General features: G+C 72.1%; 11 protein-coding genes. 5 read left to right on the plus strand and 6 right to left on the minus strand.

The window, feature by feature from the left end; translation table 11 throughout:
• Positions 1-39 precede the first annotated feature (39 nt).
• Positions 40-510 carry a winged helix-turn-helix transcriptional regulator gene (locus ACTXG6_RS21890; RefSeq protein WP_445189662.1) on the minus strand — a complete coding sequence of 157 codons (471 nt, stop codon included), beginning with the start codon at positions 508-510 and terminating at the stop codon, positions 40-42.
• Between the two features lie 115 nt (positions 511-625).
• Here ACTXG6_RS21890 and ACTXG6_RS21895 point away from each other — a divergent pair, with 115 nt between their 5' ends.
• Positions 626-1,972: a 4Fe-4S binding protein gene (locus tag ACTXG6_RS21895; RefSeq protein WP_445189663.1), complete on the plus strand. Its 1,347-nt coding sequence runs from the start codon at positions 626-628 to the stop codon at positions 1,970-1,972.
• 95 nt (positions 1,973-2,067) lie between these two features.
• On the opposite strand, the gene ACTXG6_RS21900 is transcribed toward ACTXG6_RS21895, so the two are convergent.
• Positions 2,068-2,787 carry a PadR family transcriptional regulator gene (locus ACTXG6_RS21900; protein ID WP_445189664.1) on the minus strand — a complete coding sequence of 240 codons (720 nt, stop codon included), beginning with the start codon at positions 2,785-2,787 and terminating at the stop codon, positions 2,068-2,070.
• Between the two features lie 192 nt (positions 2,788-2,979).
• Here ACTXG6_RS21900 and ACTXG6_RS21905 point away from each other — a divergent pair, with 192 nt between their 5' ends.
• Positions 2,980-3,633, plus strand: a complete 654-nt coding sequence (locus ACTXG6_RS21905; RefSeq protein ID WP_445189665.1) for a hypothetical protein — start codon at positions 2,980-2,982, stop codon at positions 3,631-3,633.
• Between the two features lie 1,133 nt (positions 3,634-4,766).
• Positions 4,767-5,150 carry a YkvA family protein gene (locus ACTXG6_RS21910; protein ID WP_445189666.1) on the plus strand — a complete coding sequence of 128 codons (384 nt, stop codon included), beginning with the start codon at positions 4,767-4,769 and terminating at the stop codon, positions 5,148-5,150.
• On the opposite strand, the gene ACTXG6_RS21915 is transcribed toward ACTXG6_RS21910, so the two are convergent.
• Positions 5,151-6,002 carry a helix-turn-helix domain-containing protein gene (locus ACTXG6_RS21915; protein WP_445189667.1) on the minus strand — a complete coding sequence of 284 codons (852 nt, stop codon included), beginning with the start codon at positions 6,000-6,002 and terminating at the stop codon, positions 5,151-5,153.
• 251 nt (positions 6,003-6,253) lie between these two features.
• On the opposite strand from ACTXG6_RS21915, the gene ACTXG6_RS21920 reads away from it, so the two are divergent.
• Positions 6,254-7,201 (plus strand): NADP-dependent oxidoreductase, encoded by a 948-nt coding sequence (locus ACTXG6_RS21920; protein WP_445189668.1) that lies wholly within the window; start codon positions 6,254-6,256, stop codon positions 7,199-7,201.
• Positions 7,202-7,335: 134 nt separating this feature from the next.
• Positions 7,336-9,657 (plus strand): FdhF/YdeP family oxidoreductase, encoded by a 2,322-nt coding sequence (locus ACTXG6_RS21925; RefSeq protein WP_445189669.1) that lies wholly within the window; start codon positions 7,336-7,338, stop codon positions 9,655-9,657.
• Between the two features lie 10 nt (positions 9,658-9,667).
• Here the strand turns inward: ACTXG6_RS21925 and ACTXG6_RS21930 are convergent, their stop codons facing one another.
• The 3 genes from ACTXG6_RS21930 to ACTXG6_RS21940 all read right to left on the minus strand — a co-directional run bounded on the left by ACTXG6_RS21930 (position 9,668) and on the right by ACTXG6_RS21940 (position 12,165).
• On the minus strand, positions 9,668-10,522 hold the full coding sequence (locus ACTXG6_RS21930; RefSeq protein ID WP_445189670.1) for an alpha/beta fold hydrolase: 855 nt from the start codon (positions 10,520-10,522) through the stop codon (positions 9,668-9,670).
• On the minus strand, positions 10,519-10,959 hold the full coding sequence (locus ACTXG6_RS21935) for a helix-turn-helix domain-containing protein (RefSeq protein ID WP_445189671.1): 441 nt from the start codon (positions 10,957-10,959) through the stop codon (positions 10,519-10,521). The genes ACTXG6_RS21930 and ACTXG6_RS21935 overlap by 4 nt, the downstream gene beginning before the upstream one ends.
• 93 nt (positions 10,960-11,052) lie before the next feature.
• Positions 11,053-12,165 carry an ABC transporter ATP-binding protein gene (locus ACTXG6_RS21940; protein ID WP_445189672.1) on the minus strand — a complete coding sequence of 371 codons (1,113 nt, stop codon included), beginning with the start codon at positions 12,163-12,165 and terminating at the stop codon, positions 11,053-11,055.
• Positions 12,166-12,183: the final 18 nt, after the last annotated feature.

A 12,183-nucleotide genomic window follows, 5' to 3' on the forward strand; every position in this document is an offset into this window, starting at 1 on the left:
GGTCCTGATGATCACGGATTCCGGGCGGGCCGCTGTCGGTCAGGGGCAGGTGGCGCCGGGGCCGGGGACGAGCTGGATCCGCTGGTCGGTGGGGTGCGGGTGCACGGGCTGGCCGCAGTGCCGGCAGGTCGCGCCGATCACCACCGCGCCGCCGCACCCGGTGTGCTCGGCCAGCCGGGGTGGCCCGGCCGGCCCGGCCAGGTGCGTGTCGCCCCACTGCATGAGCGCCAGCACCGGTACCGACAGCGCCCGGCCTCGGTCGGTGAGCCGGTACTCGTAGCGGTCCGGGCGGCGCTGGTAGCGCTCCCGCTCCAGGACACCTGCCTCGACCAGGCGGCCCAACCGGTCGGTGAGCACGTTGCGGGCCAGCCCGAGGCTGTCGGAGAACTCCTCGAAGCGGCGCAGCCCGAGCAGCGCGTCGCGCACGATGAGCAGCGACCAGCGCTCGCCGACCACCTCGAGCGCCCGCGCGAGCGAGCAGACCTGGTCGTCATAGGTTCGGCCCAGCACAGCGTCCCCTTTCCGCCGGTGACGCTAGCAGAGTTAGTTGCTTCACAGGACTGAAGTGCTCTACGGTTCAGTTTCGTGATGCAATGCACTGCGAGCTGATCGGAGGACGCCGTCCATGGCCAAGCTCGACAGGCACCCCAATGTGATCGAGGTCCGCCGCCGCGCGGCCGCCGGGCAGACGCGGGTCCCGCCGGCCGTGCTGGACGCCGACTGGCTGGCCCAGGTGTGCCGCCGCGCCGGCGCCGACGACGTGGGCTTCGTGGAGGTGGAGCGCCCCGAGCTGGCCGAGGAGCGGCCGCATCTGGAGGCGGCCTTCCGCCGGCCCCGGGCGCTGATCAGTTTCGTGTGCACGATGAACCGGGAGGCGGTGCGCAGCCCGGCGCGTTCGGCGAGCAACCTGGAGTTCCACCTGACCAACCACGACACCAACGAGGTGGCCCGGCGGGTGGTCGGGGAGCTGGAGTCGATCGGGGTGCGCGCGTTCAACGGTTCGGTCGGCTTCCCGATGGAGATGGACCGGTTTCCCAGCGAGCGGATCTGGGTGGTCGCGCACAAGCCGATCGCGGTGGAGGCCGGCCTCGGGCGGATCGGCATCCACCGCAACGTCATCCACCCGAAGTTCGGCAACTTCATCCTGCTCGGCACGGTCGTGCTGGACACCCCGGTCAGCGAGTACTCCCGGCCGCTGGACTACAACCCGTGCCTGGAGTGCAAGCTCTGCGTGGCGGCCTGCCCGACCGGGGCGATCAACCCGGACGGCCGGTTCGACTTCTCCGCCTGCTACACGCACAACTATCGGGAGTTCCTCGGCGGCTTCGGCGACTGGGTGGAGCAGGTCGTGGAGTCCGACAGCGCGGCGGACTACCGGGCCAGGGTGACCGAACCGGAGACCGCGTCGGTGTGGCAGAGCCTGTCGTTCGGGCCGAACTACAAGGCGGCCTACTGCGTGTCCGTCTGCCCGGCCGGCGAGGACGTGCTCGGGCCGTTCCTGGACAGCCGCAAGACGCACCTCGCCGAGGTGGTCAAGCCGCTGCAGAACAAGGCGGAGACGGTCTACGTGGTGGCGAACTCGGACGCCGAGGCCCACGTCAGGCACCGTTTCCCGGCGAAGCGGACCAAGCGGGTGGGCAACGGTCTGCGGGCCCGCACGGTGGACGCGTTCATGGTCGGGCTGCCGCTGATCTTCCAGCGCGAGGTGTCCCGGGGGCTGGCCGCGACGTACCACTTCACCTTCACCGGCGCCGAGGACCGGACGCTCACCGTGGTCATCCGGGACGGCGAGCTGACCATCGAGGAGGGCCACCACGGCGTCGCCGACCTGCGGGTCCGGGCCGATACGCGGAGCTGGTTCGGCTTCCTGGCCGGCGAGCGCTCGCTGGTCGCGGCGCTGCTGCTGCGTCGGATCCGACTGAGCGGTCCGCCCCGGCTGCTGGTCGCGTTCGGGCGCTGCTTCCCGAGCTGAAAACGAGGAACGGCACACACCGCGCGGCCGCCGCACACAGGTTTGGACCTGTGTGCGGTGCCGTCACGATGTGTGCCGTGGGTTGCCGCCCGAGCTCAGTCCTCGGCGAGGAGCCGGTAGATGGCCTTGCGGGCGTCGGCCAGCGCGGTGGCGGCGGTCTCCCGCTGCTCATCGGTGCCCGCCGACATGATCTGTGCCACGGCGGCGTGCAACTGGCCGTACTGGGTGCGCAGGTTGGCGACGGCGATACTGACCTCGTCACCGACCACCGCCTCCCAGACCTTGGTCAGCTCGTCGCGGTGTTCCTCGACGTAGCTGGTGCCGGCCTCGGTCAGCGCAACCGTGCGCCGGCCGTCGGAGTCCTCGATGAGCACCAGGCCCTCGTCCGCCAGCTGTTGTAGCGTCGGGTAGACCGAGCCGGGGCTGGGGCGCCATGAGCCCTGGGTGCGCTCGTTGATCTCCTGGATGATCTCGTAGCCGTGTCTGGGCTGCTCGGCGAGCAGCGCCAGTACGGCGAGCCGGATGTCGCCCCTGGACCGGCGCCCGCCCCGGCGGCCTCGGCCGCGCGGGCCGGGCCCGAACTCAGGTCCGAACCCCGGCGGGAAGTCGGGCCCGAAGCCCGGGCCGTCGAAGCCACGTGGGCCCCGTCGGCGGCCGGGCCTGCCAGGCCCACGTGGGCGTTCAAAGCCCGGACCGCCGAGTGCATCGTCGTCGCCCGGACCCCGCTGGGCGAATGCCGCCATCCGGCCGCGGTGCCGCATGGCACCTCGGAGCGCGGTGAAGCGTGGGTCCCAGGCTGCGTTAATGCTAGTCATGGTGATACCTCCTGGATATCTCTCGTCATGTTGCGACTGTCATCGCTGCAGTCACGATATATCGTAACGTGTCGGTTGGCAAGAAATTCCCGCGGCCGATCGGGTGGCGGACTGAACCGGCTGTCAGTCGACCCCGTGTGAGGTGGGACGCGCCGTATCCCCAGCCGGCGCGGGATGACCGAGGAGAGAGCCATGTTCAGGCCCATGCCCCTGCTGGTGGGCGCGGCGTTGGCGCTGGTCGCCCTGGGCGGCTACGACGTCCTGCGCGGAGCGCCCGAGCCCGTCGCCCCGCTGCCGGCGGCCGCCGCGCCCGCACCGATCGAGCTGACCGCGAGCCTCGCCCCGATCGGCGAGGTGGTGACCAGTTCCGGCGCGACGCTCTACCGGTTCGACAAGGACACCGCGAAGCCGGCCAAGTCGAACTGCGCCGGGCAGTGCGCGACGACCTGGCCGCCGGTGCTGGCCGTGGACGGCGCGCCGAAGCTCACCGGCATCGAGCCGGCCCTGGTCGGTATCACGGTCCGGGCCGACGGCACCCGACAGCTCACCCTGGCCGGCTGGCCGCTCTACCGCTACACCGGCGACACCACTCCGGGCCAGACCAGTGGCGAGGGCGTCGGCGGCAGCTGGCACGCGGTCGGGCCGCTCGGCAAGCCGGCGGTGGTCGCCGGCAAGTCGGCGAAGCGGTCGTCCCAGTCGGTGGGGTCGTCCGACCCGTCGGGGTCGGCCGGCGCGGGGGGGTCGGATTCGGGGTCGGGTCCGGCCGCGGTTCCGGCGCCGGCCCCCCACCCGGCCCCCGCGCCGGACCCGGAGTCGAGCGACAGCGGCGGCGGGTACGGCTACTGAGCGCCGGGGGAGTTCCGGTCCACCGACTTCGGCGCCCAGGGCCGACGTCCGGACGAGCCCGGCGCGCGGGGTCGTCGGCGGACGCGACGGGTGCGTTGGCCGCCGGCTGTCGGATGGGCCGGGCGCGCGGGGTCCTGGCCGGACGAGACGGGCGCGCGGGGTCGTGGCCGGACGAGACGGGCGCGCGGGGCCGTCGCCGGACGAGACGGGCGCGTTGGCCGTCGGCCGTCGGCGGTCGGGAGTCGGACGGGCCGGGCGACGCGCCGGTGGCTGTCGGCCGCGGGCCGTCGGCTGTCGGACGAGGTCGGCGACCCGCGCCGAGTTGAACACCACGCTGGTCGACCCGTCGAACCAGTCCGGTCTTCGGCTCGGCGTCGGATTTGAGGTCGTGGTCAGGTCAACTGTGGGCGGCTCGCCGCGGAACGGCTCGTTCCGTCCCATGAGAGTAACTTCAGGCCGGTTTTGGCAAGCGAGAACCGGACTCAAGTTACTTTGATCTTCGGGCTCGCATACGACAGTGCCGGCTCCGGTGCCCCAGACTCCCGCGCTCGACCCCGCGCCGCGCGCCGGCGGGGTACGGCTCATGAGCTGCGCGACCACCCGATCCTGGCACGCGTTCGTCGGCCGTCGGTCGAGGTCGGCGACCCGCGCCGAGGTGAACACCAAGCTGGTCGACCCCGTGATCGAACCAGTCTGGTGTTCGGTTCGGCGTCGGTTGCGGGCCGGCGAGATGCGACCGCGAGTTGCTTGGTCCGCCTAAGGCAGCCACGCCGCTGCCCGGCTCTGCCGGCCACGCCGCTGCCCGGCTCTGCCGGCCACGCCGCTGCCCGGCTCTGCCGGCCACGCCGCTGCCCGGCCACGCCGCTGCCCGGCTCTGCCGGCCACGCCGCTGCCCGGCTCTGCCGGCCACGCCGCTGCCCGGCTCTGCCGGCCACGCCGCTGCCCGGCTCTGCCGGCCACGCCGGTCCCCAGCCACGCCACAGCCCAGCCCAGCCCAGCCTGACCCGGCCTGACCCGACTCGACCCCGCCGCGCCCTGGCAGGCCCGGCCCGACCCTGCCGGCCCGGGACCAACCCCGGAACGCGGCCCGGAACCTCCGGCATTGCCCGGGCGTTGGGGCTGGTGTGGCGGCAATGTTGAACCCGCGGCGGATGTCCGCGTTCCGAGCGCTCTGGCGCGCGGTCGCGCAGGGCCGCAAGCCGGGTGCGCCCGGCCTCGGTGAGCGGGCCAGGGCGCTGCCGCGGCTGGCCGGCGCGTCGATGGCCGGGCGGTACCGGGAGCTGAGTCGGGGCCGCCTGGCGCTTTTTGTGGTCGGCCTGGCCTACCTGGTCTCGCCGGTCGACCTCGTGCCCGAGCTGCTGTTCAACGTGTTCGGCCTCGGCGACGATGCTGTTGTCGCGCTCTGGCTGGGGGGCTCGTTCCTGGTGGAGACCGACCGGTACCTGCGGTGGGAGCGGGAGCTCGGCGGCGGGGCGCCGGGCACGGCCGGCGGAGAACTGGGCTGGGTTGGCGACTGATCAGTTGGCGACTGAGTCGCCCAGCTCCAGCGCGAGCGTGGCGATGAAGTCGAACGCGCGCTGGCCGTGGCTGGCCGCGTCCCAGTAGGTGTCGAACAGTCGCGCGTAGAGCGCGATGTCCTCGCGGTCCCGGATGGCCAGCTCAGCGTTGATCGTCTCGATCAGCACCAGGGAGTCGTCGAAGATCCAGAAGCCGTGGCTGGTTGCCTTGAGCAGCTGCGCGGTGGCGGGGAGCACCGACAACTCGACGTTCTCCATCCCGGACAGCGCCAGCAGCCGGTCCAGCTGGGCGCGCAGCACCGGCGGCGGGCACAGCCGCGCGCGCAGGGCCGCCTCGGTGACCAGGAACTTGAACTGGCGTTCGGGCTGGTAGAGCGCCTCCTGGCGGCGCATCCGGGAGCGCACCGCGTCCTCCACGTCGTTGGGGCTGCGGTAGAGCTCGGACAGGCCCTGGAAGACGTGCCGGGCGTACTCGGCGGTCTGCAGCAGCCCGGGCACGATCGCGGTCTCCACCGCCCGCAACCGGGTGATGGAGTCCTCCAGCACCACGCCGGCCCGCTGCCGGGGGGCGAGCCCTGAGCGGTACTGGCGCCGCCAGGTCGCGTACTCCACGCGCAGGCTGCGCAGGTCCGAGACCAGCTCGTCGCGCAGTTCGGTGGGTGCGCTGAGCGCGGTGGCCCAGGCGCGGACGTCGTCGGCGGACGCGGTCTGTCGGCCGTTCTCCAGTCGGGACACCTTGGACGCGGGCCAGCCCAGCCGCTCGGCCAACTCCTTGCCGGACAGCTCGGCTTCCTCGCGCAACTGACGGAGCCGGATGCCGAATCCGCTCCGCCCGTCGTGGTGCTCGGTCACGGTCCTCCAGTGGACACATCCGGGGTCGACGAGATCAACGGTCGGCCCCGGGGCGTTTGCTTCGCAACGTAGTACTTCCGCGGTACGGCATGTGTCAGGTTCAGCTCAAAGATCCGGAAATGTGGCGCGTGAGGCTGACCAGTCCGGTTGGGGCGCCTGGTCGTATCGATTGTCTCCCGACCGGGCGTCCCGGCCTGGCAGGCGGCGTGCCGGTGCGAACCGTGTCGCGTTGATCCGATAGACAGCGGGGTATGGACTTCATGCGGGCGGTCAGCCTGGACCGATTCGGCGACCCCGAGGTGCTCTCGGTGGTCCAGCGCCCGGTACCGGTGCCGCTGCCCACCGAGATACGGGTCCGGGTGGCCGCCGCCGGGGTGAACCCGGTGGACTGGAAGACCCGCGCCGGGCAGGGCATGGCGGCCGCGCTCGGCGACCTGCCGGTGGTGCTCGGCTGGGACGTGGCCGGCGTGGTGGACGCGATCGGGCCGGGGGTGACCCGGTTCGCGGTCGGTGACCTGGTGTTCGGCATGCCGTGGTTCCCGCGCCAGGCCGCCGGTTACGCCGAGTACGTCACCGGCCCGTCCCGCCAGTTCGCCGCGCTGCCACCGGAGCTGGACCCGCTCGCCGCCGCCGCACTGCCGCTGGCCGGGCTGACCGCCTGGCAGGCCCTGGTGGACGTCGCGCGGCTGGTCGAGGGGCAGCGGGTGCTGATCCACGCCGCCGCCGGGGGAGTCGGCCACCTGGCGGTGCAGATCGCGAGGAGCCTCGGCGCGTACGTGATCGGCACGGCCAGCTCGGCGAAGCACCGCATGCTCGGCGAGCTCGGGCTGGACGAGGCGATCAACTACCGGGGTACCGACTTCGAGAAGGTCGTCGAGCCGGTGGACCTGGTGCTCGACCTGCTCGGCGGTGAGGTGGCGACCCGCTCGCTGGACGTGCTGCGCCCCGGCGGACTGCTGATCTCCCTACCGTCCCGCACCGCCGCCGCCGCGGTGGCCGAGGCATCGGCCAGGGGCCTGCGGGCCACCGGCATGGTGGTCGAGCCGGACGGGTACGGCCTCGAGCAGATCGCCGCACTGGTCAGCGCCCGGCGGCTGCGCCCGGTGCTGGCCGAGACGTTCCCACTGGAGCGGGCCGACGCCGCGCACCGGCTGGGGGAGGCCGGCAGGACCACCGGCAAGATCGTGCTCACGGTCTGAGACACCCTGTGCTGAGGGCCACCTAACTGAGGGGGGCCGGTCCCCTCCCCGATCGTGTAGCGCGACTAAATTCGAGGTGGAAGGACGTCTCGGCATCGGTGCCGAACTTGCGGTCCCGTAGCCAGGAGGTCAGTTTGTCCACGCCCAGGGTCGACCCGCCGATCGATGCGGAAGAGGCGGACCTGCGGGTCAGCGAGCCCAAGACACACGCCGCCGGGCTGACCGCCGTGCGGGTCAGCCTGACCATGGCGGTCAAGCAGATGGGTGTGGCCGGCTCCGCGCGGAACCTGACGCGGCTGAACCAGGTCGACGGTTTCGACTGCATGAGCTGCGCCTGGCCGGACCCGGACCAGAACCACCGGCACAAGGCCGAGTTCTGCGAGAACGGCGCCAAGGCCGTGGCCTGGGAGGGCACCAGGGACCGGGTCGGGCCGGAGTTCTTCGCCGCGCACTCGATCGCCGAGCTGGAGGGCCAGACCGAGCACTGGCTGGAGAAGCAGGGCCGGCTGACCCACCCGATGGTCCGCCGCCCGGGTGGCACGCACTACGAGCCCATCGAGTTGGCCGACGCGTTCGCGCTGATCGGGCACCACCTGAACGGCCTGATCAGCCCCGACGAGGCGCTGTTCTACACCTCGGGGCGGGCGTCCAACGAGGCCGCGTTCGTCTACCAGCTGTTCGCCCGTGCCTACGGCACCAACAACCTGCCCGACTGCTCCAACATGTGCCACGAGTCCACCGGGGTCGGGCTGTCCGAGACCATCGGCATCGGCAAGGGCTCGGTCTCCCTGCGCGACGTGCAGGAGGCTGACCTGATCGTGGTCTCCGGGCAGAACCCGGGCACCAACCACCCCCGGATGCTCTCCGCGCTCGAGCTCGCCAAGCAGCGCGGCGCGAAGATCCTGGCGGTCAACCCGCTGCGCGAGGCCGGCCTGCTCAAGTTCGACAACCCGCAGACGCCGCGCGGCATGGTCAAGGGCACCGCGCTGGCCGATCTGTTCCTGCAGATCCGGTCCAACGGTGACCTGGCGCTGTGGCAGGCGATCGGACACCTGCTGATCGAAGCGGAGGACGCCGCCCCGGGCACCGTGCTGGACAGCGAGTTCATCGAGGCGAACACGGTGGGCTTCGAGGCCTACCGCAAGCACATCGGCGAGCTGGACTGGGACGAGGTGCGCGACGCCACCGGGCTGGCGCGCGACGAGGTCGAGGCCGCCGCCGCGATGTTCCTGGCGTCGCGCAAGACCGTGCACTGCTGGGCGATGGGCATCACCCAGCACCGCAACGCGGTGGCCACCATCAAGGAGATCGTCAACGTCGCGCTGCTGCAGGGCATGATCGGCAAACCGGGCGCCGGCCTGTGCCCGGTGCGCGGGCACTCCAACGTGCAGGGCGACCGCACGATGGGTATCTGGGAGCAGTCCCCGGACTCGTTCCTGGACGCGCTGCGCGACGAGTTCGGGTTCGAGCCGCCGCGCAAGCACGGGTTCGACGCGGTGAACGCGGTCCGGGCGCTGCGGGACGGCCAGGCCCGGGTGTTCGTCGGGCTGGGCGGGAACTTCGCCGCGGCGATGTCGGACACCGCGGTGACCGAGGCGGCGCTGCGCTCGGCCGAGCTGACGGTGCAGATCTCCACCAAGCTGAACCGCTCGCACCTGACCCACGGCGAGACCGCGCTGATCCTGCCCACCCTGGGGCGCACCGAGAAGGACCTGACCGGCGGCCTGGTGCAACGGGTCACCGTTGAGGACTCGATGTCGGCGGTGCACGCCTCCCGGGGCCGCTCCGAGCCGGCCGGTGAGCTGCTGCGCTCCGAGGTCGACATCCTGTGCGGCATCGCCTCGGCCACGCTCGGTACCCGCTTCGACATCCCGTGGCGCGAGTTCGCCGCCGACTACGACCAGATCCGGCAGCGCATCGGCCGGGTGGTGCCGGGCTGCGAGGGCTACGCGGAGACGATCCGCGAGCGCGGCGGGTTCACCTTGGCGCACCCGCCGCGCGACTCGCGCACGTTCCCCACCCCCGAGGGCAAGGCGGTGTTCACGGTCAGCCCGCTGTCCGTGCTGACCGTGCCGGAGGGGCGGCTGGTACTGCAGTCGCTGCGCAGCCACGACCAGTTCAACACCACGATCTACGGGCTCAACGACCGCTACCGGGGCATCCACTCCGGCCGGCGGGTGGTCTTCATCTCGGCCGCCGACCTGCGCGAGCTCGGCTTCGCCGACGGCGACATGGTGGACCTGGTGAGCGAGTGGACCGACGGTGTGAAGCGCCGCGCGGACGCCTTCCGGCTGGTCGAGTACTCGACGCCGAAGGGCTGCGTCGCCGCCTACTACCCGGAGACGAACCCGCTGATCCCGCTGGACTCCACCGCGCTGGACAGCAACACGCCCACCTCGAAGTGGGTCGTCGTGGGCCTGGAGCGCCGGGAGCCGGCGGCCGCCCCGACCGACTGAACCGACCTCGTCAGCTGGTCAGGAAGGCGTGCTCGACGGCCGGCCGCGGGGGCACGAAGTGGCCGACGCCAGGCAGCAGGCGCACGGTCGCACGCGGCGCAACCGCCTCGAGCCGCCGCTTGGTCTCCCGGGAGTCGAGCATGACGTCCAGCTCGCCGGCGAGCACGTGCACCGGCATGGTGAGCCGGCGCAGCGCCGCGTCGTCGAACACCGGCAGGTCGCCGGAGCGGTAGCGGTAGTTGCGCGCCACGAGCAGCACCTGGTCCAGCACCATGGCCGTCTCCGCCGGGGCGAGGGACGCCAACCCGGGGCCGAGGACCAGCCGCACGCCCCTGAGCCGGCCCCACCGGCCCAGCAGGTTCAGCAGCAAGGCCTTGACCAGGAAACCCTTGCGCTGCCGGCTGACCCCCGCCGGGCAGGACAGCGCCAGCCGCTCGACCCGGTCGGGCCGGCGGGTGGCGTAGTCCAGCGCCACCCAGCCGCCGAGGGAGACCGCCATGATTGGTACCCGGCCCAGCCCCAGGGCGTCCAGCACGGCGTCCAGCCAGCCCGCGTAGCGGTCGGAGTCCAGCGGCGGCCGGGCCGGCGCGCTGAGCCCGGGCTCGCCGATGATGTCGATCGCGTAGACCCGGAACCGGGCGGCGAGCTCGGCGACCCGGCTCATCCACTGCGTCGAGTTGGCGCCGGAGCCGTGCAGCAGCACCAGCGGGTCGGCGTCGGCGGGGCCGCAGCTGAGCACGAACGTCTCGCCCTCCGGCGTCGGCACGCGGTGCTGCTCGTGGTCGACCGGCCAGTGCGTCAGCGCACGCAGGTAGTGCTCCCGCAGCAGCTGGGCCCCGGCCTCGGACCGGTATATCTCGCTCATCTGTCCGGCTCCTCGAGGACGGCGTTGATCAGGCTGAAGATGTGCGCGCTGGTGGCCAGGCTGCCCAGTACGACGATCTTCAAGTGGGCGCGCCGCTCGTCGTAGATCGTCTCGATGCGCAGCCGCTCGTCACCCTCGCGGCGGTGCGCGGTGGCGCCGGTGAGCAGCGTGCTCACGCGGCTGGCCGTGTCGGGATCGACCGCGTCGGCGTCCACGATGCTGGACGCCTCCACGTGGCGGTGTCGGCCGGCCGAGTCCCGCGCGGCGGGTTCGACCGGCCGGCCGGTGAACGCCTCCAGGTCCGCCCTGGCGATGCGGTACTGCTTGCCGATCCGGACGGCGGTCAGCCGGCCGTCCCGGACGTAGTTGCGCACCGTCCGCACGTGCAGGCCCAGCCGGTCGGCCACCTCGTCGGCGGTGAGCAGCTCCTGTGCCATACCAACGACCGTAACACTCCCTAAACTTCCCTCGGTAACGGATTTATAGGGAGTGTTTCGGTAGTTTTCGGCAGTTCAGGTTCGGGCCGACGCTCAGGGCCCGATCCGCTCCCCGGTCGCCGGCACGAACAGGTGGTGGCCGCCGGGCTTGACCCGCAGCCGCACGGTGTCGCCCGCGCGGGGTGCCTGGCCGCCGGTGATCCGTGCGACGACATCGAACTCGTCGTCGGTGTGCTCGATCCCGGGGATGGTGCCGTACAGGTAGGCGTCCGACCCGAGGTCCTCGACCAGCCGGACCGCGACCTCGAAGCCGGACCCGTTGCTGTTGCCGTCGCCGACCAGCTCCAGCGCCTCCGGCCGGAACCCGACCAGGGCGCTCGTCGCGCCGGCGGCCCGCAATGCGCCGAGCTCGGCGCGCGACAACGGGGTGCGGTACCCGCCGATCGCCACCGCGTCGTCGATGACCGGGAACTCCCGGATGTTCATCGCCGGCGATCCGATGAAGCCGGCCACGAAGGCGTTCGCGGGGCGCTGGTAGAGCACGGACGGGGTGTCGCACTGCTGCAGCTGACCGTCCTTGAGCACCGCGACCCGGTCGCCCATGGTCATGGCCTCGACCTGGTCGTGGGTGACGTAGACGGTGGTCACCCCGAGCCGGCGCTGCAGCGCGGCGATCTGCGACCGCGTGGAGGTGCGCAGCTTCGCGTCGAGGTTGGACAGCGGTTCGTCCATCAGGAACACCTGGGGCTCACGCACGATCGCCCTGCCCATCGCGACCCGCTGGCGCTGGCCGCCGGAGAGTGCCTTGGGCTTGCGGTCGAGGTAGGGCACCAGGTCGAGCAGTTGGGCCGCCTCTTCGACCCGCTGGCGGATGTCCGGCGCGGACCACTTGGCGATCTTGAGTGCGAAGCCCATGTTCTCCGCGACCGTCATGTGTGGGTAGAGCGCGTAGTTCTGGAACACCATCGCGATGTCCCGGTCCTTCGGCGGGAGGTTGCTGACGTCCCGGTCGCCGATGTGCACGGTGCCCCGGGTGACGTCCTCCAGGCCGGCCAGCATCCGCAGCGAGGTGGACTTGCCGCACCCGGACGGGCCCACCAGCACCAGGAACTCGCCGTCGGCGATCTGCAGGTCCAGCGAGTCCACCGCTGGGCGCTCGACCCCCGGGTAGACGCGGGTCGCGTGGGCGAAGGTGACGGTTGCCATGGCGTTCCCCTCGGGGGT

This window comes from Pseudonocardia sp. Cha107L01 (genome assembly GCF_052566575.1).

Excerpts from the sequence above, each read along its gene's own strand:
- ACTXG6_RS21895 (WP_445189663.1), top strand. The coding sequence starts at position 626 with ATGGCCAAGCTCGACAGGCACCCCAATGTGATCGAGGTCCGCCGCCGC.
- ACTXG6_RS21900 (WP_445189664.1), bottom strand. The coding sequence starts at position 2,787 with ATGACTAGCATTAACGCAGCCTGGGACCCACGCTTCACCGCGCTCCGA.
- ACTXG6_RS21905 (WP_445189665.1), top strand. The coding sequence starts at position 2,980 with ATGTTCAGGCCCATGCCCCTGCTGGTGGGCGCGGCGTTGGCGCTGGTC.
- ACTXG6_RS21910 (WP_445189666.1), top strand. The coding sequence starts at position 4,767 with ATGTTGAACCCGCGGCGGATGTCCGCGTTCCGAGCGCTCTGGCGCGCG.
- ACTXG6_RS21920 (WP_445189668.1), top strand. The coding sequence starts at position 6,254 with ATGGACTTCATGCGGGCGGTCAGCCTGGACCGATTCGGCGACCCCGAG.
- ACTXG6_RS21930 (WP_445189670.1), bottom strand. The coding sequence starts at position 10,522 with ATGAGCGAGATATACCGGTCCGAGGCCGGGGCCCAGCTGCTGCGGGAG.
- ACTXG6_RS21935 (WP_445189671.1), bottom strand. The coding sequence starts at position 10,959 with ATGGCACAGGAGCTGCTCACCGCCGACGAGGTGGCCGACCGGCTGGGC.
- ACTXG6_RS21940 (WP_445189672.1), bottom strand. The coding sequence starts at position 12,165 with ATGGCAACCGTCACCTTCGCCCACGCGACCCGCGTCTACCCGGGGGTC.